Origin of the sequence: Enterobacter sp. JJBC (assembly GCF_036936505.1) — a bacterium.
Classification (GTDB): domain Bacteria; phylum Pseudomonadota; class Gammaproteobacteria; order Enterobacterales; family Enterobacteriaceae; genus Enterobacter; species Enterobacter hormaechei_C.
The window spans coordinates 2,334,000-2,356,562 of sequence record NZ_CP136935.1; the positions used below are offsets into that span (position 1 = coordinate 2,334,000).

The following is a 22,563-nucleotide window of genomic DNA, read 5'->3' on the forward strand; positions in this document are numbered from 1 at the left end:
GCCGCGGGGAGCGATCCTCGCGGCTTTTTGCGTTTCTTTACACGAATAGCCATAACCCTATATTTCACAAGATTATTTTGCGGGCTCGTTTAGACAGTGTTCGATTTCTAATCATCCCGGAAAGGTATCATTTCAGTGCGAAATCATCGCCCTGAACAGGACGTAGCATTATGAAGACACATCCACAGTACGAACCCTGGTTGCAGGGCATGCTCATCATCGCGAAATATTATCGGCTGGATTTTTCGGCGGAGCATGTTCGGGTCACGATTAACCATGAAAGCCAGTCGCCACGCCAGCTGGTGCTGGAGGAGATGGCGCGCCAGCTTGGGCTGGGGATGCGGTGGGTGGCGGCGGAAGCCCTATCGCTCGATCCCTGGCGTTTACCGCTGCTGGCGGAGTTTACCGGCGGGCAAATTGCGGTCATCAACCGTATGGACAACGATGGGAACGTCAGCGTGCAGTTTAGCGGCGACGGCGGCCTGGAGACAACGCTGACGCGGGACGAGCTCGGTTCGCGGTTAAAGGGGCTGATGGTGCTGCGTCCCCTGGAGTCCACGCCGGATGCGCGCGTGGATGATTACATCAAACCCTATGAGAAAAACTGGTTCTGGCAGCTGGCGCTGAAAGACTGGCGTCGTTACAGCGATATTATGCTGGTGGCGCTGGTCGCCAACGTGCTGGCGCTTTCCGGCATGGTCTTCTCCATGCAGGTCTACGACAGGGTGGTACCGTCGCAGTCAGAAGCCACGCTGTGGGTGCTGTTTGGCGGCGTGATGATTGCCATCGTGTTCGAATTCATCATGCGCATGCTGCGCGTGCACATTTCTGACGTGGTGGGGAAGCGCGCCGATCTGCGCATCTCTGAACGCGTCTTTGCCCACGCGCTGCGGATTAAAAACGGCGCACGCTCGAAATCAACCGGGTCGTTTATCGCGCAGATCCGCGAGCTGGAGTCGGTGCGCGAGCTGATCACCTCGACGACCATTGCGGCCCTCTCCGATCTGCCGTTCTTCCTGCTGTTCGTCTTCATTCTGTGGATGATTGGTGGTCCGCTGGTGCTGGTGGTCCTGCTCGCCGTGCCGCTGTTGCTTATTCCTGGCCTGCTGGTGCAGCGCCCGCTGGGGAAACTCTCCAGCGAAGGGATGCGTGAATCGGCGATTCGCAACGCCACGCTGGTGGAAGCGGTGCAGGGGCTTGAGGACATCAAGCTGATGCGCGCTGAGCAGCGGTTCCAGAACCAGTGGAATAACACCAATGACGTTGCCGCCAGCGTCGGCATGAAGCAGCGCTGGCTGACGGGGCTGCTGCTAACCTGGACCCAGGAGGTGCAATCTATCGTCTACGCCGTGGTGCTGCTGGTGGGGTGTTACCTGGTCATCAGCGGTGACATGACCACCGGTGCGCTGGTGGGCACCTCGATTCTGGCGTCCCGGACCATTGCGCCGCTGTCGCAAATTTCTGGCGTGCTTTCCCGCTGGCAGTCAGCAAAGGTGGCCCGCAAGGGACTGGATGACCTGATGCAGCGCCCGATTGACGATCCCCAGCACGGAAAGAAGGTGCATAAAGCCCACCTGCGCGGTGATTATCTGCTGGACGACGTGGGGTTTTATTACGACGAAGAAGAGAAGCTCACCGTGCTGAATATCAGCAAACTACGCATTCGCGCCGGGGAGCGCGTGGCGGTGCTCGGGCGGAATGGTTCGGGGAAAAGCACCTTGCTGCACCTCCTCGCGGGAATGCAGGAGCCGCAGCAGGGCAGCATTTTGCTGGACGATATTGCTCTCAATCATCTTGACCCGGCCGACGTGCGCCGCGATATGCAGTTGCTCAGCCAGCAGGCGCGGCTGTTCTTCGGCTCCGTACGCGACAACATCCTGATGGGTAATCCGCTGGCGACAGACGAGGAAATCCATCAGGCGCTGGTCAACAGCGGCGCGCTGGAGTATGTGCGCAAGCAGAAAATGGGGCTAAACACCATCATCAACGAGGGCGGAACGGGGCTTTCCGGCGGGCAACGTCAGGCGCTGCTGCTGGCGCGCGCGCTGATCACCTCGCCGAATATTCTGCTGCTGGATGAACCCACCGCCTGGCTGGATGAGGTCAGCGAGAAGCAGTTTATCCAGCATCTGCACCAGTGGCTCGGTAAGCGCCGGACGCTGGTGGTGGCGACGCATCGCCTGCCGATTCTGGACCTGGTTGACCGCATCATCGTCCTGGAAAACGGCAAAGTGGTGATGGATGGCCCTCGTGATGCCATTTTACGCCAGCACGGAATGGCCCCGCAGCAGGCGCCGCAGCGTACGGTTAAACTGAAAACGGAGGGCGTGGCATGAATGATTTCTCCCGCTTTAATAGCCGACTGAAGGAGCCCCGCCTGCCGCGTTCGTCGCTGGTGGCATGGTCGCTGTTTGCCCTGCTGGTGGTGTTTATTACCTGGGCCAGCCTGTTCCAGCTGGATGAGGTCACTACGGGCAGTGGCAAGGTGATCCCGTCCTCCCACGAGCAGGTGATCCAGTCCCTGGAAGGGGGGATTATTCACAGTCTGATGGTGCGCGAAGGCGACATCGTCGAGCGTGGTCAACAGCTTGCCCAACTGGACCGGACGAAAACCGAGTCCAGCGTGCTGGAGAGCGAGTCTCGATTAAACGCTGCAATGGCGACGGCCGCGCGTCTGAATGCTGAGGTGAACGACACCGGGCTGACATTCCCGGCAGAGCTGGATGACGACGTTGAGCTGGTCAAACAGGAAACGGCGCTTTATCAGTCACGTCGCGAAAGCCTTGAAAAAGGGCTGGCGGGTTTACGCCAGGGAGCGGATCTCGTGCAGCGTGAACTGGCATTAACGCGCCCGCTGGTGACGCAGGGGGCGGCCAGTAAGGTCGAAGTCTTACGCCTTGAACGCCAAAAAAATGAGCTGGAGAGCAAAATCACCGAGATGAAAAACCAGTACTACGTTCGCGCCCGCGAAGAACTGGCGAAAGCGAACGCAGAAATAGAGGCGCAGCGTTCGGTCATGAAAGGACGCGAAGATTCACTCACCCGCTTAACGTTTAATGCGCCGGTGCGTGGCATCGTGAAGGATATTGACGTGACGACGGTGGGCGGGGTGATCCCGCCGAACGGCAAACTGATGAGCCTGGTACCGCTTGATGACCAGATGGTGATAGAAGCGAAAATCTCGCCGCGCGATGTCGCGTTTATCCATCCCGGGCAAAAAGCGCTGGTGAAAATCACCGCCTATGATTACTCGATCTACGGCGGGCTGGAAGGGGAGGTGACGATGATTTCCCCGGATACCCTTCAGGACGAGGTGAAACGGGATGTTTATTATTATCGCGTTTATATTCGTACAGACAGTAACCATCTGACCAACAGGCAGGGCAAGGCGTTCCCGGTGTTCCCGGGCATGATAGCCACAGTTGATATCAAAACCGGCAGTAAATCCGTCATTGATTATCTGCTGAAACCGTTGAATAAGGCAAAAGAGGCGCTGCGCGAGCGGTAAAAAAGGCGTTCAGCAAACCGAACGCCCGTCAGATCAGAGTGTAGGCGTCATGTTGACAGCATGGCGTCGTTCTTTTGGTACCACATTGATGTAATGTGTGACATACGCAAAATATAATCCGGCATAATTTTCGACAAGCTCGATAAAGGCCGGATAAATTGACATCCGGCCATCGCCGCGATCTTTAAGATAACCTGCCTCCTGCGCCGATTTGATAATGCGGTTGACGTGAATACGCGAGACGAAAAATTCTTTTGCCAGCGTGCTGGCTGAATACGCTATTATGGCACCGTGTGCTGTTTTGTTTTTAATGGCCTGCAAATAGAGATAGAGCATAATCATTCGTCCACCATCCTTATCAATAAATAAACCCACCTCCGGAAGCACTTTCCTGAATGTTAATCCGCGGAAAAGGTACTCTGCGGCGCGCCGGAAAAAGTTGTGCCTCAGAATGTCATTGTCCAGAAGGTTAACATTAATGTTGAATGCCGGATAAAGAATGCTGACAGGCGTAAACGCCCCGGACATATAGCGTTTAAGCTCATCGAGTCCTTTTTCCGTCGGCGCAATTTTTGTTTTTCGGCGATCTTCACTACAGCGCCAGGTCTTAATTCGCCCGGTAGTTTTAAGTATGGTAATGATCGCGATAACACTGTTAGGGCTGGCGATATTATAACGGGTGCATAGCGCCTTAATCTCTGAAACTGACTCAGCCTGATTGCCAAAAACAAAACAACACATGGACAGTATTATGTTGAAGCGTGATTCCTGAAGCATCGTTTTGTAGAACAAGGGTTGTTTTTTATAAATGGCATCATTAATTCTGTAGTGTTCTGTTATAGCTTCACCAAATCGCGGGTTGTTTTTAATGACATCCCTTCGATGTAGCAAAGCCCTGGATGAGATGTGATTATCCATAGCATTTTCTCTTTTTGTCTGGGCCGATAAGATGAAGTGTCCGGTCTTCTTTTTCGGAATTTTCATTATACCTCGAGAAATGCATATTTACTGTCGTTATATGAAAAGAAAGTAATATTTATGCTGCATATGGATGAGTCGGTTGATTAACGCAAAAATGTTCCTGTGCATAACATTGATAACGGTTTATTAACCAAACAGGGTGCGGTAAAATTATTCAATGCGACAAAGAGTATTGGCTTTAATTACAGATGGGAATACTATTTGCATTCTCAGGAGCAGGTTATGTCTCAAAATTTACCTTTTATACAAGGTACGTGCTACAAGCAACGGTTTGTTATTTCAGCCTGCGGTTTCACCTTCGAGGGGTATAGCCTGCTTCTGAAGTCACGTGGCGTAAACGCCACGCGACTCCATTTTGAAGAGGATGAAGTTTGCTCAGGTGATGTTCATAAAATGATGCAAAATCAACCACCTGAAGTTGCTGTTTTTCTTGGTCGCGACGTCGCTACCTTTCTTGAAAGCCTGAAGCAGTTGGTATCGGTGCTGAATGCGCTGCCGGTTATTTGTAGCGTGACGCTGTATGGCGCAATACCAGAGAGATGGCTTTACGCCACGTTGTGTAGTCTCGTTAATAATACCAAATCGTTATCGATGATCAGGATAGCGAATATTTCAGACGTAATGGACTGTGCAGACAACATTTATGACGTGCATACCGATTCGTCACGCATATTGCGTGATGGACCCGAGAAAGAAGGTAAAGAAAGTCTGAATGGTTTAACAAAGCGCGAATTAACCGTATTGCTGAATTTTTATCGGGGTATTTCGATAAAAGAGCAGTCTGCGAGGTTAGGGTTGTCAGATAAAACCATTTATACCCATAGAAAAGTGGGGTTGGATAAATTATATCTTATCAGGGTATGGTTTAGCGATGCACGTGTTTTCATAGATGAAGTCTGTGCAGTAAAAAATAATCCGCAGGGGTTTTCGGATGCGGAAATTGATATTTTGCAGGCGTTACATAAGCGGGAAATCTTTGCGGCTTATCAAATTATTACCGATGGCGATAAAAAAGGAGTAGGCTTTGAAATTCTGCTGCGCTGGCATAAAAACGGTCAGGTTCTGAAGGCTGCCCAATTTCTGGGTGGGGTGAAAAATGGCGAAATATGGCTCAAGCTGACGGCGTTAGTCATCCACGCGGCCGTGTCAGGTATCAACAGATACAATGGGAAATATTATTTTTCGGTTAATATTCCGCCTCCACTGGCTACCGGGAACGCGCTGCCGGGAATGGCGAAAAAAGCCGTTGAGATGTTACTGAAGCCGCAGTGGGCCGGGAAACTTGTCTTTGAATTAGCTGAAGCGATTGATGTGACAAAGGATCCAAATATTCCTGTCACTCTTCAGCGTTTACGCGCCGAGGGGTGTCGGCTGTTTCTGGATGATTGCTTTTCCAGAGATTACGCTATGTTACCCATCCGACAGATTAATGTTGATGGATTGAAGCTTGACCGCGATATAGTTGAGCACTTTGTTGCTAACGACAATGACTATAGCATTATTAAAGCGATACAGATATATAGCGACATGACGGGAAGGGAATGCGTTGCGGAAGGCGTCGATAGCGAAGAAAAATTTGAAAAACTTGTCGCGTTAGGTGTTAAACGCTTTCAGGGATATTATCTTTCCCGGGCGGTTAAAGAAGAAGAGCTTGATCGAATGGTACGGCTATTTAGTTAATGGGTTCACTATGCTGGTGGTACGACAGAGAAACTTTTCTACCACCAGCAAAAACAGTCACTCACCAGCGCAATAATCTGTTATCAGATATCATCGCGCGTAAAACCGACAACAATTTCAAGCGTATTTCGAATGACATCGCAGGCTTCGGGCTCCTCGGTAATTTCGAGGGCGTGAATCAGTTGCAGGATAATCTCTTTATTAGAGAGATTGTCACCGGTCAGCATAATACAGCGTATTGCCGAGCCCAACACTTCAACCTCACCACTGAGATGTTTTCCTGCATTAAGAAAATGTTCCGCCAGTCCTTTATCGTGCAAGGCTTCAAAATTATACGTCTGCTGCATAATCGCTTTACTCATGGTGGTCACCGTTTCGGTTAAAATTAGTGTTTCTTGTCTGGGGTCAAAAGCGTGTTGTGAGTAAAGAGAGATCGCATGCGACCCATGTCATAATTGCCCATCACTCTTCCCCGGTCGTGCGAGACGCCGGTTACACGCTGGCGCACTTCATCTTCAGCGGCAATCAATGCATTTTTACGTTCATCATTTGATTCAACGTTAGCCATCGCCCGCAGGCGATTAGCAAGAGACACAAAGGTAATAGGTCCGTTCTCTTTCAGTATGGATAATACGGCCTCACCGATAAGGTCATCCTTAAGTCGTTCAAATTTAGTTCTATGCATACCTTCAATCTCACTCTGCTACACGCGGCAGGCTGTAGCATGGGGTTAGTCATCGCATTCAGAAGCTCTATTCTCACTCAGCATGACTAACTTAGTAAGTTAAAAAACAGTGTTCAGGTTAACGCTCGAAGAAGAGGGCTATCAAACCGTTGTAGTGCGCTTTCTCAACGTCAGACGTGGATTCTTCAATTCTACGCAACAGCTTTGTACAAATTGTCATTCTGCTCAGTTGTACATTTTCTTTGATGATCTCACTGACGATGGCACCAAGGGTTTCCTGCTGTGTTGGGACGTTATCCTTGTTAAAATACAAGGTTATAGCGCTTTCTGCTGTAGAGGGAGCATGGTTGCGACGCATAATTTTCCACCGTTAACAAACAATTTTGTAACATCACTGGCATCGAATTTAAACTATATGGTCAAATCTGTACATCAAAATTGTACAACTTTTTCGTATGGATTGAGCTTTTATCAGGAGAACTATCAAAATTAGGGGGGGAAGAGAAGGAAAGAGGGGAAAAGAAAAGGCCCCGGAGGGCCTGAAATTATTTACGTCCCAGCAGAAGTCCCAGAACGATACCTACCGCACCCGCAGCGATTAAGCCCGTTAACGGGTTATTTCTGACGGCTTCAGTAACATCCGAGACGGCATCACTGGCCTGGGCAGCATATTTTTTCGCTGCACCTTTCACCTGGTGTTTAGGGGAGTCAACGAATTCACCAAACTGCTGCTGCGCAGAGCCGGATAATTCATCAAGTTTGTTTTTGGCTTTATCGCCAGCGTATTGTGCATTTTTATCAGTGTCGAAATCAGACATTCCAGCCTCCTTTTGTTGATAGTCTAAGGATAGACGCTCATTTCAGGCGTGAGCGAGAATTCGCTGAAATCGACGCCTGATTGCTCCTTTTTAGGATATGTCTTTCTTACATGACCACCCTAACGTCCTTAGGATGTTCTTGATCACTATTTCCCTCGCCATCTCTCTACGCAGTGCGAAGAGATTATTTTTGTCGTGCGCGAGCGGGAAAGGTAACGTAATAACCAAGGGATGCGGCCAGGCACAGCATATAACCGAACGATTCCGAACCTTCCTCCACAGCGTTTTTCACGACACGCATATAGCCATGCTCCAGGATGGCGTGCCACAGCACCTGCATGCCAAAGAGGCGGGAGAAGACCAGTACAGCCAGCAGGCCGCTCAACAGAATACCGTACCAGGGGGATTGGGTATATTTTGCCAGCTGTTCCAGGGTAGCGCGAAAATGCATAACGGGGCGAATTAACGCCAGCAGAGCGGTAATCAGCGCGAACCACACCCAACTCCCATGAGAAATGAGATCAAAAAGCGCGTCCAGCTCACGAATTAGCATTGTCAGGAAAAATCCACCCACCAGAATATTGCAGTAACGCATGGATTCGTCCATTTTCGCCAGACGAAAATGGAGAACGACAATAGTCGCTAATACCGTTTCCTGCATAATTTCGGTCAGTGATAATTCCGGAATATCATGGCCGACAAACCGCATATCAACCCAAAGACAAAGTACAATAAGTGCGCAAGCGGCCGCTGCGCCAACGAAGAATAAAAAGCTCTTTAGTACAATCATTAACACCACCATTTTGTTTGTAGCGAGTATGTTAGGTGACGAGAATGTTATTTCTGTTCACATTGTGCCATATAAGTGCGGATTTTTAACATTTCGAGCTAAATAGGGTTGGTCACGAAGAGACGAAAGCGTAAATATCGTCAACATCGTCTGTGCTGTTAAGGCGGGGCAATGTCATTGCGGAGGGTGTCATCAGGCAAGGGGATGTTAGGATATTGGGGGACCAGCGAGAGGTGGAAAACACAGCTGCGGAACTATCTTGTCGATGTTTTCTTAAGAACGTACTCTGATAGAGAAAGCGTTCAGCTCCACAGAAAAAATGCTGTTTCTCCACCCTGGCAATCATTTTTCTTCTGTGTACTCACCTTTTGATTTTAGTTTATCTCTAACCAGGTTGGCGCAACTGGTTGCATTCTGTAAACTCTGATCGTTTACAATAGAGGGCCGAGATTTTAAAACTTCGTTGTAAGCTTCTTTAACTTTCGGACTGACTGTTGCAGCATACCTATCGGGTGGGAAGTTACCCAAAGGTTCTTTGTCACCGCTTAAGGCCTTAGCACAAGCATTATTAATTTGGTCATCAATGCTTAATTGATTAGCGTTAGCAGATAACGAAAAAGATAAAACCAAAGAGGCGAGAACAATTCTTTTCATACTTATTCATTCCTTAATGATGAGGCGTTGTGACCCTAATTCAATATGTTGCACCCGACTTATTTTGTTTACTACAGGCTAAATGTTATCAAAAATAAATATCCAACATGTATTAGTATATTCTTTTTCTTATTCTTATGATACCTACGTTCTTTAGTGGGGGTTAGTGTGATTGCACAAGTCTTTAAAAGTAGGATTTTAAGGAAGGATGACGTTTTATGACTTCATCTGTACCACACTTGCATTATACTTAATAACAACCAACATGTGAATTTTTAAGGGACAGTACATGTCTGCCATGGATTTATCCGAAATGGGCACTGCCAAAGTGGTGCTGAATACCAGTGATTGCAATCATATAGTTATAGAAAAGTGGCCTGTCAGCGATGTTGAGTGGGCCTTTTATCTCTACGCGGCAACAGAGCTTAACCAGGCAGGGATTGCTACTCCAACGCTTTTCTCTGCTGATGCCACCTTACGCCAGTTAAAACTAGAGTATATTCCGTATAAGGTTGATCAGACCGCGGTGGCAAATGATTATGCCATAGCTATGCTGGGGCGCCTGCATCGCTATCCTGCAAATTCTGAATGGCTCTATCATACGCATACGTGGACAGAAACAGCGCTTGAAAACGCTCTCATGCTTTTGGCATTACCTGAATTAAATGTCCGGCAGCTTCGACGATTTCAGCAGAATAGTAATGCGTTATTCGCCTGCCAAAGCCTGGTTTCAGGCGACAGCAACGCAGGCAACTGGGGAAGAAGAGAAAACGGTAATTTAGTTCTTTTTGACTGGGAAAGGTTTGGCAAAGGGAGTCCTGCTATTGACCTGGCTCCCCTCATAAGGGGAATGGGGACAAAACAAGAATTTATAGACCTTGCAGAACGCTATTGCCAGCTATCCTCCCATCAAAATATCAGGGAGCTGGCCAGAGAAATTGCAGTTGTCAAAGCCTGGATTGTCACGGAAGTGATTGTCCTGCTTCATATGCGGCGAAAGAGTACTTTTCCCTTGTATCTCAACTGGTACAGAGAGCATCTTCCCGCCTGGTTAGACAACGTGGAAAAAATGTTATGAAGCATGATTTCTAAAAATTATGCTTTTCTAGCAATACCTACTTTTCGCGCCTGAGGCACGTGATTGCCCACTTCTGATATATCAGCGAGTCACCTATATTAACTCCAGACGCTGATTTTTCACATTACCTACGGCTCTACTTAAAACCCACAATAAACTTCATGTTTACATAAAATCGTATTAACAGATACAATACCCCCCTATAGTATCAGGAGGGCGTATGCCGCATTCACCCGAAGATAAAAAACGTATTTTGACCCGCGTCCGCCGCATTCGGGGCCAGGTTGATGCCCTTGAACGCGCCCTGGAATCGGGCGATCCCTGTCTCGCCATTTTGCAGCAAATCGCCGCCGTGCGCGGCGCTGCCAATGGCCTGATGGGGGAAATGGTTGAAATTCACCTCAAAGATGAGCTGGTGACGGGGGAGACCACCCCGGATCAGCGGGCTGTGCGGATGGCGGAAGTCGGCCATTTACTGCGCTCTTATCTAAAATAAATCCACACACCTCACAACAAGGGAAAGACATCATGAAATCTCGCGCAGCTGTCGCGTTCGGCCCAGGCCAGCCGCTGAAAATCGTTGAAATTGATGTTGCTCCGCCGAAGAAAGGCGAAGTGCTGATCAAAATTACCCATACCGGCGTTTGCCATACCGATGCGTTTACCCTGTCTGGTGACGATCCGGAAGGCGTATTCCCGGCGGTGCTCGGCCACGAAGGGGGCGGTGTGGTGGTGGAAGTGGGTGAAGGCGTCACCAGCCTGAAGCCCGGCGACCATGTGATCCCGCTCTACACCGCAGAGTGCGGTGAGTGTAAGTTCTGCAAATCCGGCAAAACTAACCTCTGCCAGGCCGTGCGCGCCACGCAGGGTAAAGGTCTTATGCCGGACGGCACCACCCGTTTCTCCTATAACGGCGAGCCCATTTATCACTACATGGGGACCAGCACCTTTAGCGAATACACGGTGTGCGCCGAGATCTCACTGGCGAAAGTGAATCCGCAGGCCCCGCTGGATAAAGTCTGTCTGCTCGGCTGCGGTGTCACCACCGGTATCGGCGCGGTGCATAACACGGCGAAAGTGAAAGAGGGTGACACCGTGGCGGTGTTCGGCCTCGGCGGGATCGGTCTGGCAGTCATCCAGGGCGCGGTACAGGCGAAAGCTGGCCGCATCATTGCTGTGGATACCAACCCGGAAAAATTTAAGCTCGCAGGTGAGATGGGCGCGACCGATTTCATCAACCCGAAAGACTACGACAAACCGGTTCAGGAGGTGATCGTTGAGCTGACCGACGGCGGCGTGGACTTCAGCTTCGAATGTATCGGCAACGTCGATGTGATGCGCTCAGCGCTTGAGTGCTGCCACAAAGGCTGGGGCGAGAGCATCATTATCGGTGTGGCCGGCGCGGGTCAGGAGATCAAAACCCGTCCCTTCCAGCTGGTGACAGGGCGCGTATGGCGCGGGTCGGCATTTGGCGGCGTGAAAGGCCGTACCCAGCTGCCGGGCATGGTTGAAGATGCGATGGTCGGTAAAATTCAGCTCGACCCGTTCATTACGCACCGCCTGCCGCTGGAGCAGATCAACGAAGCCTTCGATCTGATGCACGAAGGAAAATCTATTCGTACCGTTATCCATTTCGGCGACAACTGATTATTCTGCCAGCGGTTTTTTCCGCTGGCATTTCTTCCCTGATCTTTTCTAAAGTGTGACCTGTCTGGCGCTTTTAACCGTAATCTAATTCCCTGGCGTGCCGATGACTCTTTTACAGGCGTGTTTTTACGCATCTTACCTATAAGAGAGTCGACGGTCATGGACAACACAACATCGATGCAGGCGCAGCATAAGCTGAGTTTCTTGCATCACATCCGGCTGGTTCCGCTGTTTTCCTCCATTCTCGGTGGCATTATTCTCCTGTTTGCATTGAGCTCGGGTCTGGCAGGCTATTTCCTGCTCCAGGCCGATAACGATCAGCAGGATGTCACGGCAGAAATCCAGGTGCGCACCGGGCTGTCAAACAGTTCCAACCATTTACGCACCGCCCGTATCAACATGATCCACGCGGGGGCGGCGAGCCGTATCGCGGAGATGGAGGCGATGAAACAAAACATCGCTGAGGCTGAGACCCGCATCAGGCAGTCGCAGGATGGATTTGCCGCCTATATGAAGCGCACTATTCGCACACCGGCTGATGAAGCGCTGGACGGCGATCTGAAAGCCCGCTATGACGCCTACATCGCCGGTATGCAGCCGATGCTGAAATATGCCAAAAACGGCATGTTTGAAGCCATTATTAACCACGAAAATGAGACCGCGCGTCCGCTGGACGATGCCTATAACGCGGTGCTGCTGAAGGCGATAAAAATCCGCACCGAACGCGCCAACGCGCTGACGGCGCAGGCTCACACCCGCACCCGGCTGGGGCTGATGTTTATGTTCGGCGCGTTTGGCCTGGCGCTGGCGCTGGCGGTGATCACCTTTGTGGTGCTGCGCCGTACGGTGATAAACCCGCTCCAGCGAGCCGCTACGCGTATCGAAAATATCGCGAAAGGCGATTTGACCATGCCGGACGAACCGACCGGGCGCAGTGAAATTGGCCGCCTGACGCGCGATCTGCAAACGATGCAGCACGCGCTGGTGACCACCGTAGGCACCGTGCGGCAAGGGGCGGAGGAGATCTACCGGGGAACCAGCGAGATCTCCGCGGGTAACACCGATCTCTCTTCCCGTACTGAGCAGCAGGCGGCGGCGATTGAACAGACGGCGGCCAGCATGGAGCAGCTCACCGCGACGGTGAAACAGAACGCCGATAACGCGCATCATGCAAGTAAACTGGCAGAAGATGCCTCCGGGAAGGCCAGCCGCGGGGGGCAGATGGTCTCCGGCGTGGTGAAAACCATGGGTAATATTTCCACCAGCTCGAAGAAGATCTCTGAAATTACCGCCGTGATTAACAGCATCGCGTTCCAGACCAATATTCTGGCGCTCAACGCGGCGGTCGAGGCGGCGCGTGCGGGTGAACAGGGACGCGGCTTTGCGGTCGTGGCGAGTGAAGTTCGCACCCTGGCAAGCCGCAGCGCAAACGCGGCGAAAGAGATTGAAAGCCTGATTAATGAATCGGTGTCGCTTATCGATCAGGGTTCCGGGGAGGTGGTTGCAGCGGGCAATACCATGAATGAAATCGTCGAGGCGGTTAAACGCGTCACCGATATCATGCTGGAGATTGCAGCGGCGTCCGATGAGCAGAGCCGCGGCATCGTTCAGGTGAGCCAGGCGATTTCCGAGATGGATAAGGTGACGCAGCAGAATGCCTCGCTGGTGGAAGAAGCTTCTGCGGCAGCGGCTTCGCTGGAGGAGCAGGGCGCACGTCTGACGGAAGCCGTTGGCGCGTTTCGTCTCAACGGGGCGCGTGCAGGACGGGCTCCAGCCGCTGCAAACGCAGCGAAACCCGCGCCTTTAACCCCGGCGGCGGTCGTCTCAGGTGATAACTGGGAAACGTTCTGAGTAAGACAGACCCGCCCTCGCGGCGGGTTCTGCGTTTATGGTCAGAGAGGCATTGATTTACGAATGGCGCTTAACAGCGTTTGGGCACCTTCAGAGAGCGGGGCATCTACCCGCGTCAGGATCCCAATCGGTTCTCCCGCGCCGGGCGATGTTACCGGCAGCGCCGTAAGCACGCCGCGTCGCAGATCGTCCTTCACCGCGCCGGACGGCACAAACCATACGTAGTCATAATCCACCGTAAGCTGGCGCGACAGCGACGCCGAGAGCGTTTCAATACACCCGGAAGGCAGCGTGCAGCCCTGCATTTGCAGCAACGCTTCCGCATTCTGACGCGGAACGGTTCCTTTTGGTGAGACCACTACCGGCCACTCCATCACACGGCTCAGGGTCACGGTGTCCTGCAACAGGGGATGATTCGGACGCACGACCAGCTTCAGCGATTCCAGGAACAGCAGCTCGTAGTTCAGGCCGCTCATCAGTTCCGGATCGGACATCCGCCCAATGCCCAGATCCAGCTCGCCTGACTTCAGGCCCGCCAGCAGCATGGTGTTATTCATGGTCGCGACCTGAAGCGTGGCGTGCTTTTGCTGACGGTGGAACTGGCCGATCGCCGCAGGCAGTATGCCCAGCGCCGCCGTTGGCAGCGCGCCCACGCGCACGATGTCGCTGGCCGGCTCCTCTTTACGGTTTAACGCCTGACCGGCGGTATTGAGGGCATCGAGAACTTTAACGGCATGCGTCAGGAACTGTTCGCCCACGAGCGTAAGCTGAGCCCCCAGACGGCCGCGATCGAACAGGCGGGTTCCGGTAAGCTGTTCCAGTTCGTTCAGCGTTTTGGAGAGTGCAGGCTGACTGAGGTTAAGGGTTTCAGCCGCTCGCCCCAGCGTTCCCTGTTGAGCGACGGCCACAAAAGTATGCAAATGGCGCAAGCGTATGCGCTGACTGAACAGACCATTTTTTTCCATAGGCGATGTTAAAAACAGAGCGACGCGGGTGACAAGTTAAGATGTTTGAATTTGATAACCTGATAGCAAAATATTTTTAACATTTGATCTGTTTGAGTTACAACCGTTTTTCGAAAATGCCCACGCTTTGACCACTCGTCTGCCTGGATCACAATTCGTAAATTCTTCCCAACGAAAGGAACGGGCTTCTCTACACTCCAGGTAGTATTCACTGGAGGCATGACATCATGGCGAACACCATCACGGCTGATGATATTCGGGAACACTTTTCGCAGGCTATGTCGGCGATGTACCAGCAGGAAGTTCCGCAGTACGGCACCTTGCTGGAACTGGTGGCGGACGTTAACCTGGCGGTTCTGGAAAATAACCCACTTTTACATGAACAACTGGCGAACGCAGACGAACTGGCGCGCCTGAATGTTGAACGTCACGGTGCGATCCGCGTTGGCACCGCGCAGGAGCTTTCCACCCTGCGCCGGATCTTCGCCATTATGGGCATGTACCCGGTCAGCTACTACGATCTCTCCCAGGCGGGCGTGCCCGTCCACTCGACGGCGTTTCGTCCGACAGACGATGCGGCGCTCTGCCGTAATCCGTTTCGCATTTTTACCTCGCTGCTGCGCCTGGAGCTGATTGAAAACGTTGCGCTGCGCGAAAGGGCGGCGGAGATCCTCTCCCGGCGCAACATCTTTACGCCGCGCTGTCTGGAACTGATCGACCTGCATGATGCGCAGGGACACTTTACCGAGGCACAGGCGCGCGAATTTGTGCAGGAAGCCTTAGAAACCTTCCGCTGGCATCGCCATGCGACGGTCGATCAGGAAACCTATCTGGCGCTGAGCAACGAACATCGCCTGATTGCCGACGTGGTCTGTTTCCCGGGGTGCCACATCAACCATCTCACGCCGCGCACGCTGGATATCGACCGGGTGCAGGAGCTAATGCCGAAGTACGGCATCGAGCCGAAAATCCTGATTGAAGGCCCGCCGCGCCGCGAGGTGCCGATCCTCCTGCGTCAGACCAGCTTTAAGGCGCTGGAGGAGCCGGTGCTGTTCGCGGGGGAACACAAGGGCACCCATACCGCGCGTTTCGGTGAGATTGAGCAGCGCGGCGTGGCGCTTACGCCGAAAGGGCGCGAGCTGTACGACAGCCTGTTAAACCAGGCCGGGACCGGCAAAGACAACCTGACCCACCAGCTTCACCTGCGCGAGATCTTCAGCGCCTTCCCGGACAGTGAAATGTTCCTGCGCCGTCAGGGGCTGGCTTATTTCCGCTACCGTCTGACCCCGACAGGTGAGGCGCATCGCCACGCTTTTCGTCCCGGCGACGATCCGCAGCCGCTGATCGAGCGCGGCTGGGTTGTGGCACAGCCCATCACCTACGAGGATTTTCTGCCCGTCAGCGCGGCGGGGATCTTCCAGTCGAATCTTGGCAATGAAACGCAGGCGCGCAGCCACGGCAATGCCAGCCGCAATGCCTTCGAAGCCGCGCTCGGCTGTGCGGTGTACGACGAGTTTTCGCTTTACGAGGAGGCGGAAGCGCGCAGCAAACAGCGTTGCGGTTTGCTCTGAAACCGTTACTCTGCAAGGGTGTGATGGAAAAAGAAGGTTGGTATGGAAAATCCCTCCGCCCCTGTGGTTGAAACGCGCCAGGGCGCACTGATTGGTTTTACTGAAGGCGATACCCATGTGTGGTGTGGCATTCCCTATGCGGCACCCCCTGTTGGCCCGTGGCGCTGGCGCTCCCCGCGTCCCCCTGCACGCTGGGATGGCGTGCGTCCGGCGACGGCGTTCTCCGCCTCCAGCTGGCAGAGCAGCGAAAGCTGTCAGGAGCTGGGCGGCGGCGACCCCGGCCAGTTCTCTGAAGACTGCCTGTATCTTAACGTCTGGTCGCCAGTGGCTCGCGCCGCTCCGCTTCCGGTGATGGTCTGGCTGCACGGCGGAGGATTTACCCTCGGCGCTGGCGGGCTGCCTCCGTATAACGGCAGGGCGCTGGCGAAGCGTGGCACGGTGGTGGTGACGATCAATTACCGTCTCGGCCACCTCGGCTTTTTTGCCCATCCGGCGCTGGAGGGGGAGGAAGAGCGCGTGGTGCATAACTTTGCACTGCTCGATCAGATCCAGGCCCTGGAATGGGTGCGCGATAACATTGCCGCGTTCGGCGGCGATCCTGAGAACATCACCGTATTTGGCGAGTCGGCCGGTGCGCGCAGCGTGCTGTCGCTGATGGCTTCCCCGCTTGCGGGAGGACTGTTCCATAAAGCCATTGTGCAAAGCGGGTACACGCTGCCCGACACCCCGCGCGAGCAGGCCATGCATAAAGGCGAAGCGATTGCCGCCCATTTCGGCCTGCACAATGCTACCGCGGAACAGCTTCGCGCGATCCCGCCTGAGGCGTTCTGGCCGCTGACCTCGCCGTTGAATATCGCCCCTGCGCCCATCGTGGGGGATTGCGTTTTGCCTGAGGCCATGCTCGACGTCTTTTTCGCGGCCCGTCAGCATCCTGTACCGGTGATGATTGGGTCGAACAGCGACGAAGCCAGCGTGATGTCGGTATTCGGGGTCGATCTGGCCGGGCAGATCCAGAAGCTCCGCCGTGAGCGGCGCTTTGGCCTGGGGCTGATAAAGCTGCTTTATCCTGGCGTGAAGGGCGATGAGGAACTTGGCAGGCAGGTATGCCGCGACATGGCCTTCACCACCATGGGATACGTGGTAATGCAGGCCCAGCAGCGGGCGGGCGGCCTGTGCTGGCGATACTGGTTTGATTATGTGGCCGAAGCGGAGCACGCGACGTACATCAACGGCGCCTGGCACGGCAACGAAGTGCCCTACGTCTTCGATACCCTTGGACAGGTGGAACCTTCGCGGCAGTATGTGAATGAACGCGATCTGGCCTTCGCCGCTCAGGTGGCGGACTACTGGGTGAGCTTCGCCCGGAATGCGGGGGCACGCGATAGCCTGGCAGGGCCCACGCGCTGGCCCGCCTGCCGGAAAGGGCGGGACGTGCTGTTACGTATTGGTGTGAATAAACATGCAGGTTTTCGGCTTGAAAACCGCTTCATGCGTGCGCGTATGAGCCTCTTCAAACGGGTGATGAAACACCACGTCAGCCTCGACTGAGCAGACAGGCGCGAAACGCATCCAGCCCGTTTTCAGGGCCGGGTGCGTCGCGTAATACCAGCCGGTAGCTCGCCCCCGTTTTTATGCTTGTGTCAAACGGGCGCATCAGCCGTCCGGCGCGCACGTCCTCCTCCACCAGCGTTTCATCCGCGATGGCGATGCCCAGCCCCTGAATGGCGGCGGTAATGGCGAGATCCATGGTTTCGAAGTGTTGATTTTTGAGCATAGCTGGCGGCGGACCCGGCTGTTTCGCCAGCCACAGCGTCCAGTCCGTTTTGTCCCGCGTGGGGTGAAGGAAGGTGAGTGCTTCCAGCGCAGAGCCGGCCCGTAGCGGGCTCATCACCGGGGTTAAGGCCTCTTCGAACAGCAGATCGCCGGCGCTCATGTGCGTCCCAAACACAATCGCCGCGTCACAGGATTCGGTTTTGAAATTGACGTTGTGATCGGTGGTGGTGGTCAGCGCAATCTGGAGTTCCGGCTGTTCGCGCTCCACCTGTAGCAAACGCGGCACCAGCCAGCGCATCGCGCAGGTAGGCGCTTTCAGACGAATTACGTTCTGGTGCGTTCGCGCCTGTTCAGCAACGTTCAGCAGGTGCTCAAAGGCAGATTGCAGCTCCGGCAGCAGGGCGCTTCCCTGTGAGGAGAGACGCAGGCCGCGGGCATGGCGCTCGAACAGCGGGAAGCCGAACCAGCTTTCCAGCGAGGCGATTTTACGGCTTACCGCCCCCTGCGTCAGACAAAGCTCCTTCGCGGCATGGGTAAGATTCAGGTGACGCGCGGTCACGATGAACGTCTCTACGGCATTAAGTGGAAATGAACGACGCGACATATCTCACCTTAGCTATGCATTTTTGTCATGGCTATTATGACAACAATTCGATTGTCCCGGCAATGAAGTTGTTGTTTGAATAGTTATGCATTCACCACGAGAAGGGACAGAGGATGACTTTGAAAACGCCGGTGCAGACACGATCCAAATTGCCCGATGTAGGAACCACCATTTTTACCGTTATCGGCCAGCTTTCAGCCCGGCATAACGCCATCAACCTTTCTCAGGGTGCGCCGAATTTTTCCTGCGACCCAAAACTTATCTCCGGCGTGACCCGCGCCATGGAGGCAGGGTATAACCAGTACGCCTCCATGACCGGTCTGCAACCGCTCAGAGAGCGCATCGCGGACAAAATTGCCACGCTCTATGGCACACACTATGACCCGGCGAGTGAGGTGCTGGTGACCGCCAGCGCCAGCGAAGGGCTTTACTCAGCCATCAGCGGGCTGGTTCATCCTGGAGACGAGGTGATCTATTTCGAGCCCTCCTTTGACAGCTATGCGCCGATTGTCCGTCTGCAAGGAGCGACGCCGATTGCCATTAAACTGACGGTACCGGATTTTGCCGTGAACTGGGATGAAGTACGGGCGGCTATAACCCCACGCACGCGGATGATCATCGTCAATACGCCGCACAACCCGAGCGGACAGGTGTTTTCAGCCGCCGATCTGCACCAGCTGGCAGCGCTGACGCGCCACACCGACATCATCATTTTGTCTGACGAAGTGTATGAGCACGTCGTTTTTGATGGCGAACCGCACCACGGAATGGCGACGCACCCGCAGCTGGCGGAGCGCAGCGTGATTATTTCTTCTTTCGGAAAAACCTATCACGTCACCGGCTGGCGCGTGGGTTATTGTGTGGCACCCGCGGAACTGATGGATGAGATATGTAAAGTCCATCAATTTTTAATGTTCTCGGCCGATACGCCGATGCAGTACGCGTTTGCCGAACACATGACCGATCCGCAAACCTGGCTGTCGCTGGCGGCGTTTTATCAGCGCAAGCGCGATCTGCTGCAAAGTTTGCTCGCCGACTCACCGTTCAGGCTGCTACCAAGTGCCGGTTCGTTCTTCCTGCTGGCGGATTACAGCGGCTTTAGCGACGAGCGCGACAGCGAGATGGTGAAAAGGCTGATTGTCGAGTACGGGGTTGCCACCATTCCGCTGTCGGCGTTTTATGCCGATGGCACGGACAATAAGTTAATCCGTCTCTCTTTTGCGAAAGATGAGGCGACGTTACGGGCAGGTGCCCAGGCCCTTTGTCGGGTTACACCACGTTAAGGAATTTGAGATGAAATTACACGCGTTAGTTGTCGGCATGGGACTGTTGTGTTCATTCTCGTCGTTTGCCGCCACCGAGTTGCGATACGGGCTGGAAGCGGAATATCCACCGTTTGAAAGCCGCAATGCGTCAGGGGAGCTGGAAGGGTTTGACGTAGAGCTGGGAAATGCCATCTGTAAAGCCGCCGCGCTGAAGTGCAGCTGGGTTGAAACCTCGTTTGATGCGCTGATCCCCGGTCTGGTGGCGAAAAAGTTCGACGCCATAAACTCGGCGATGAACATCACCGAGCAGCGTCGCAAAAGCATTGATTTCACCCAGCCCATCTATCGCATTCCCTCCCAGCTGGTGGGCAAAGCCGGTTCTGCGGTAGAGGCTACCCCCGAAGGGCTGAAGGGCAAAACCATCGGCGTTCTCCAGGGTTCAATTCAGGAAACTTACGCCAAAGAGCACTGGGAAAAGCACGGTGTCACCGTGGTGTCTTATAAAGATCAGAATATGGCCTGGGGAGATCTGCTGAATGGCCGCATCGATGCCTCGCTGGTCATGTCAGCGGCCGGGCAGGCAGGTTTCCTCAGTAAGCCGCAGGGTAAAGGGTTTGGCTTTATCGGCAAACCGGTGTCGGACGACACCATCCTCGGCAGTGGGATCGGCTTTGGGCTGCGTAAGGGGGATGAGGCCACCAAAAAGCAGCTTGATGCCGCAATTGATAAAGTACGTGCCGACGGCACGATCGCTAAACTGGCTGATAAGTACTTCCCGGGTATCGATGTCAGCGTAAAATAACCGCCTCGTTGGTCCCGGCTGTCGATGTCCAGCCGGGACATTTTTATACATAACTTTACCCCTTTTTCAGGCCGTTCTGGTCGACAGAAAATATTTCTCGGTTTGTTCAGATAATCACCCGCCAACAATTGGATTCTTAACCGTTTTTGTTTAGGCTGTGCGTTCTTTCTTGCCGTCATTTCGCTGCGCGCGAAACTCATTCACACGACCATAAGGACGTTTTCTCAGGCATGAATCGCAGACGTTTTCTCAAAGGTTCCCTGGCAATGGCTGCCCTGAGCGGCACTTCTGGCCTTGCTTCTCTGTTTTCCCAGGCGGCGTATGCTGCTGACTCCGACATTGCCGACGGTCAGAGCCGTCGCTTTGACTTCTCTGTTCTGCAATCCATGGCGCACGATCTGGCGAAAACCCCGTGGGGCGGTGCGCCGCGTCCGCTGCCGGAAACGCTGGCCACCATGACGCCGCAGGCGTACAACGCCATCCGTTACGATGAGAAGCAGTCGCTGTGGAATAACATTGAAGGCCGTCAGCTGGACGCCCAGTTCTTCCATATGGGGATGGGATTCCGCCGCCGCGTGCGCATGTTCTCGCTGGATCAAACCACCTCTCAGGCGCGTGAGATCCACTTCCGGCCTGAGCTGTTCAGCTATGGCGATACGGGCGTGGATACCAAACAGCTTGAAGGGCAGAGTGACCTCGGCTTCGCCGGATTCCGCGTCTTTAAAGCGCCGGAACTGGCGCGACGCGATATCGTTTCGTTCCTGGGCGCGAGCTACTTCCGCGCAGTGGATGATACCTACCAGTACGGCCTTTCCGCGCGCGGGCTGGCGGTGGATACCTTTACCGACACCCCGGAAGAGTTCCCGGATTTCACCTCCTTCTGGTTTGAAACCGTTAAGCCGGGTGATACCACCTTTACCGTCTATGCGCTGCTGGACAGCCCGAGCATTACCGGTGCCTATAAGTTTGTGATCCACTGTGAGAAGAGTCAGGTGATCATGGACGTCGAAAACCATCTCTATGCGCGCAAAGACATCAAGCAGCTCGGCATCGCACCAATGACCAGCATGTTCAGCTGCGGCAACAACGAACGCCGCATGTGCGACACCATACATCCGCAGATCCATGATTCAGACCGTCTGGCGATGTGGCGCGGTAACGGGGAGTGGATCTGCCGACCGCTGAACAACCCGCAAAAGCTGCAATTCAACGCCTACCTGGATAAAAACCCGAAAGGCTTTGGTTTGTTACAGCTTGACCGTGACTTCTCCCATTACCAGGACGTCATGGGCTGGTATAACAAGCGACCAAGCCTGTGGGTCGAGCCGCGCAACAACTGGGGGAAAGGTTCTATTGCCCTGATGGAGATCCCGACAACCGGCGAGACGCTCGATAACGTGGTCTGCTTCTGGCAGCCGGAGAAACCGGTGCAGGCGGGTGATGAGCTGGACTTCAAATACCGTCTCTACTGGAGCGCACAGCCGCCGGTGCGTTCCCCGCTGGCAAACGTCTACGCCACCCGTACCGGTATGGGCGGCTTCCCGGAGGGCTGGGCGCCGGGCGAAAATTACCCGAAAGTGTGGGCCCGTCGCTTTGCCATTGACTTCGTCGGGGGCGATCTGAAGGCCGCCGCACCGAAGGGCATTGAGCCGGTGATCACCCTGTCCAGCGGTGAAGCGAAGCAGGTAGAGATCCTCTATGTCGAGCCATTCGACGGGTATCGCATTCTGTTTGACTGGTATCCAACCTCTGACTCCACCGAGCCGGTGGATATGCGCCTGTTCCTGCGCTGTCAGGGCGATGCCATCAGCGAGACCTGGCTGTACCAGTACTTCCCGCCCGCGCCGGACAAACGTAACTACGTTGACGACCGGATCATGCGCTAGTCCTT

21 protein-coding genes are annotated in these 22,563 nt (G+C 53.9%); 12 read left to right on the forward strand and 9 right to left on the reverse strand.

The genetic code is table 11. From position 1 onward, the window contains the following. Positions 1 to 170: 170 nt before the first annotated feature. Together RY075_RS11295 and RY075_RS11300 are read left to right on the forward strand one after the other, a co-directional pair. Positions 171 to 2,336: a type I secretion system permease/ATPase gene (locus RY075_RS11295; protein WP_058658924.1), complete on the forward strand. Its 2,166-nt coding sequence runs from the start codon at positions 171 to 173 to the stop codon at positions 2,334 to 2,336. Next, positions 2,333 to 3,508, forward strand: coding sequence for an HlyD family type I secretion periplasmic adaptor subunit (locus RY075_RS11300; protein ID WP_022651165.1), 1,176 nt, complete (start codon positions 2,333 to 2,335; stop codon positions 3,506 to 3,508). The genes RY075_RS11295 and RY075_RS11300 overlap by 4 nt, the downstream gene beginning before the upstream one ends. A 33-nt stretch (positions 3,509 to 3,541) precedes the next feature. Here the strand turns inward: RY075_RS11300 and RY075_RS11305 are convergent, their stop codons facing one another. Next, a complete protein-coding gene (locus RY075_RS11305) occupies positions 3,542 to 4,426 on the reverse strand; it encodes a hypothetical protein (RefSeq protein ID WP_032634546.1) in 885 nt (294 codons plus the stop codon). A gap of 285 nt (positions 4,427 to 4,711) precedes the next feature. Here RY075_RS11305 and RY075_RS11310 point away from each other — a divergent pair, with 285 nt between their 5' ends. Beyond that, on the forward strand, positions 4,712 to 6,169 hold the full coding sequence (locus RY075_RS11310) for an EAL domain-containing protein (RefSeq protein WP_338628605.1): 1,458 nt from the start codon (positions 4,712 to 4,714) through the stop codon (positions 6,167 to 6,169). An 83-nt stretch (positions 6,170 to 6,252) separates the two neighbouring features. Here RY075_RS11310 and RY075_RS11315 read toward each other — a convergent pair whose 3' ends face one another. From RY075_RS11315 to RY075_RS11340, 6 genes are all read right to left on the reverse strand, one after another. Then, positions 6,253 to 6,531 (reverse strand): biofilm development regulator YmgB/AriR family protein, encoded by a 279-nt coding sequence (locus tag RY075_RS11315; RefSeq protein ID WP_044596271.1) that lies wholly within the window; start codon positions 6,529 to 6,531, stop codon positions 6,253 to 6,255. A 23-nt stretch (positions 6,532 to 6,554) separates the two neighbouring features. Further along, entirely contained in the window at positions 6,555 to 6,854 is a 300-nt protein-coding gene (locus RY075_RS11320; RefSeq protein ID WP_003857266.1) for a hypothetical protein, read from the reverse strand. 118 nt (positions 6,855 to 6,972) lie between these two features. Beyond that, positions 6,973 to 7,212 (reverse strand): regulatory protein YcgZ, encoded by a 240-nt coding sequence (gene ycgZ / locus RY075_RS11325; RefSeq protein WP_003857265.1) that lies wholly within the window; start codon positions 7,210 to 7,212, stop codon positions 6,973 to 6,975. A 187-nt stretch (positions 7,213 to 7,399) separates the two neighbouring features. Further along, entirely contained in the window at positions 7,400 to 7,672 is a 273-nt protein-coding gene (locus RY075_RS11330) for a CsbD family protein (RefSeq protein ID WP_003857263.1), read from the reverse strand. 184 nt (positions 7,673 to 7,856) lie between these two features. Continuing rightward, positions 7,857 to 8,462 (reverse strand): hypothetical protein, encoded by a 606-nt coding sequence (locus RY075_RS11335; RefSeq protein ID WP_045896787.1) that lies wholly within the window; start codon positions 8,460 to 8,462, stop codon positions 7,857 to 7,859. A 342-nt stretch (positions 8,463 to 8,804) separates the two neighbouring features. Beyond that, positions 8,805 to 9,116: a hypothetical protein gene (locus tag RY075_RS11340; protein WP_045333020.1), complete on the reverse strand. Its 312-nt coding sequence runs from the start codon at positions 9,114 to 9,116 to the stop codon at positions 8,805 to 8,807. Positions 9,117 to 9,405: 289 nt separating this feature from the next. On the opposite strand from RY075_RS11340, the gene RY075_RS11345 reads away from it, so the two are divergent. The 4 genes from RY075_RS11345 (at position 9,406) to RY075_RS11360 (ending at position 13,692) form a co-directional block, all read left to right on the forward strand. Continuing rightward, positions 9,406 to 10,194, forward strand: a complete 789-nt coding sequence (locus RY075_RS11345) for a phosphotransferase (RefSeq protein WP_109948937.1) — start codon at positions 9,406 to 9,408, stop codon at positions 10,192 to 10,194. A gap of 220 nt (positions 10,195 to 10,414) precedes the next feature. Next, positions 10,415 to 10,690 carry a metal/formaldehyde-sensitive transcriptional repressor gene (locus RY075_RS11350; protein WP_003857256.1) on the forward strand — a complete coding sequence of 92 codons (276 nt, stop codon included), beginning with the start codon at positions 10,415 to 10,417 and terminating at the stop codon, positions 10,688 to 10,690. Between the two features lie 32 nt (positions 10,691 to 10,722). Beyond that, a complete protein-coding gene (locus tag RY075_RS11355; RefSeq protein WP_003857251.1) occupies positions 10,723 to 11,841 on the forward strand; it encodes an S-(hydroxymethyl)glutathione dehydrogenase/class III alcohol dehydrogenase in 1,119 nt (372 codons plus the stop codon). A gap of 159 nt (positions 11,842 to 12,000) precedes the next feature. After that, positions 12,001 to 13,692, forward strand: coding sequence for a methyl-accepting chemotaxis protein (locus RY075_RS11360; RefSeq protein WP_023314123.1), 1,692 nt, complete (start codon positions 12,001 to 12,003; stop codon positions 13,690 to 13,692). Positions 13,693 to 13,733: 41 nt separating this feature from the next. On the opposite strand, the gene RY075_RS11365 is transcribed toward RY075_RS11360, so the two are convergent. Continuing rightward, positions 13,734 to 14,657 (reverse strand): LysR substrate-binding domain-containing protein, encoded by a 924-nt coding sequence (locus tag RY075_RS11365; RefSeq protein WP_003857247.1) that lies wholly within the window; start codon positions 14,655 to 14,657, stop codon positions 13,734 to 13,736. Between the two features lie 227 nt (positions 14,658 to 14,884). On the opposite strand from RY075_RS11365, the gene RY075_RS11370 reads away from it, so the two are divergent. Next, on the forward strand, positions 14,885 to 16,228 hold the full coding sequence (locus RY075_RS11370) for a VOC family protein (RefSeq protein WP_003857245.1): 1,344 nt from the start codon (positions 14,885 to 14,887) through the stop codon (positions 16,226 to 16,228). Between the two features lie 42 nt (positions 16,229 to 16,270). Beyond that, positions 16,271 to 17,776, forward strand: coding sequence for a carboxylesterase/lipase family protein (locus tag RY075_RS11375; protein WP_170851328.1), 1,506 nt, complete (start codon positions 16,271 to 16,273; stop codon positions 17,774 to 17,776). On the opposite strand, the gene RY075_RS11380 is transcribed toward RY075_RS11375, so the two are convergent. Then, complete coding sequence (locus RY075_RS11380; protein ID WP_232967643.1) at positions 17,763 to 18,605, reverse strand: LysR family transcriptional regulator; 843 nt, start codon at positions 18,603 to 18,605, stop codon at positions 17,763 to 17,765. The genes RY075_RS11375 and RY075_RS11380 overlap by 14 nt on opposite strands. A gap of 113 nt (positions 18,606 to 18,718) precedes the next feature. Between RY075_RS11380 and RY075_RS11385 the strand changes: the two genes are divergently transcribed. From RY075_RS11385 to RY075_RS11395, 3 genes are all read left to right on the forward strand, one after another. Continuing rightward, the gene (locus RY075_RS11385; protein ID WP_023314126.1) at positions 18,719 to 19,888 is read left to right on the forward strand and encodes a pyridoxal phosphate-dependent aminotransferase; all 1,170 of its coding nucleotides are present in this window, start codon (positions 18,719 to 18,721) and stop codon (positions 19,886 to 19,888) included. A 10-nt stretch (positions 19,889 to 19,898) separates the two neighbouring features. Beyond that, positions 19,899 to 20,672 (forward strand): ABC transporter substrate-binding protein, encoded by a 774-nt coding sequence (locus tag RY075_RS11390; RefSeq protein ID WP_023314127.1) that lies wholly within the window; start codon positions 19,899 to 19,901, stop codon positions 20,670 to 20,672. 230 nt (positions 20,673 to 20,902) lie between these two features. Further along, entirely contained in the window at positions 20,903 to 22,558 is a 1,656-nt protein-coding gene (locus RY075_RS11395; RefSeq protein ID WP_032609161.1) for a glucan biosynthesis protein, read from the forward strand. Positions 22,559 to 22,563: the final 5 nt, after the last annotated feature.

Coding starts and splice junctions, on each gene's coding strand:
- RY075_RS11295 (WP_058658924.1), top strand. CDS start 171: ATGAAGACACATCCACAGTACGAACCCTGGTTGCAGGGCATGCTCATC.
- RY075_RS11300 (WP_022651165.1), top strand. CDS start 2,333: ATGAATGATTTCTCCCGCTTTAATAGCCGACTGAAGGAGCCCCGCCTG.
- RY075_RS11305 (WP_032634546.1), bottom strand. CDS start 4,426: ATGGATAATCACATCTCATCCAGGGCTTTGCTACATCGAAGGGATGTC.
- RY075_RS11310 (WP_338628605.1), top strand. CDS start 4,712: ATGTCTCAAAATTTACCTTTTATACAAGGTACGTGCTACAAGCAACGG.
- RY075_RS11315 (WP_044596271.1), bottom strand. CDS start 6,531: ATGAGTAAAGCGATTATGCAGCAGACGTATAATTTTGAAGCCTTGCAC.
- RY075_RS11320 (WP_003857266.1), bottom strand. CDS start 6,854: ATGCATAGAACTAAATTTGAACGACTTAAGGATGACCTTATCGGTGAG.
- ycgZ (WP_003857265.1), bottom strand. CDS start 7,212: ATGCGTCGCAACCATGCTCCCTCTACAGCAGAAAGCGCTATAACCTTG.
- RY075_RS11330 (WP_003857263.1), bottom strand. CDS start 7,672: ATGTCTGATTTCGACACTGATAAAAATGCACAATACGCTGGCGATAAA.
- RY075_RS11335 (WP_045896787.1), bottom strand. CDS start 8,462: ATGATTGTACTAAAGAGCTTTTTATTCTTCGTTGGCGCAGCGGCCGCT.
- RY075_RS11340 (WP_045333020.1), bottom strand. CDS start 9,116: ATGAAAAGAATTGTTCTCGCCTCTTTGGTTTTATCTTTTTCGTTATCT.
- RY075_RS11345 (WP_109948937.1), top strand. CDS start 9,406: ATGTCTGCCATGGATTTATCCGAAATGGGCACTGCCAAAGTGGTGCTG.
- RY075_RS11350 (WP_003857256.1), top strand. CDS start 10,415: ATGCCGCATTCACCCGAAGATAAAAAACGTATTTTGACCCGCGTCCGC.
- RY075_RS11355 (WP_003857251.1), top strand. CDS start 10,723: ATGAAATCTCGCGCAGCTGTCGCGTTCGGCCCAGGCCAGCCGCTGAAA.
- RY075_RS11360 (WP_023314123.1), top strand. CDS start 12,001: ATGGACAACACAACATCGATGCAGGCGCAGCATAAGCTGAGTTTCTTG.
- RY075_RS11365 (WP_003857247.1), bottom strand. CDS start 14,657: ATGGAAAAAAATGGTCTGTTCAGTCAGCGCATACGCTTGCGCCATTTG.
- RY075_RS11370 (WP_003857245.1), top strand. CDS start 14,885: ATGGCGAACACCATCACGGCTGATGATATTCGGGAACACTTTTCGCAG.
- RY075_RS11375 (WP_170851328.1), top strand. CDS start 16,271: ATGGAAAATCCCTCCGCCCCTGTGGTTGAAACGCGCCAGGGCGCACTG.
- RY075_RS11380 (WP_232967643.1), bottom strand. CDS start 18,605: ATGTCGCGTCGTTCATTTCCACTTAATGCCGTAGAGACGTTCATCGTG.
- RY075_RS11385 (WP_023314126.1), top strand. CDS start 18,719: ATGACTTTGAAAACGCCGGTGCAGACACGATCCAAATTGCCCGATGTA.
- RY075_RS11390 (WP_023314127.1), top strand. CDS start 19,899: ATGAAATTACACGCGTTAGTTGTCGGCATGGGACTGTTGTGTTCATTC.
- RY075_RS11395 (WP_032609161.1), top strand. CDS start 20,903: ATGAATCGCAGACGTTTTCTCAAAGGTTCCCTGGCAATGGCTGCCCTG.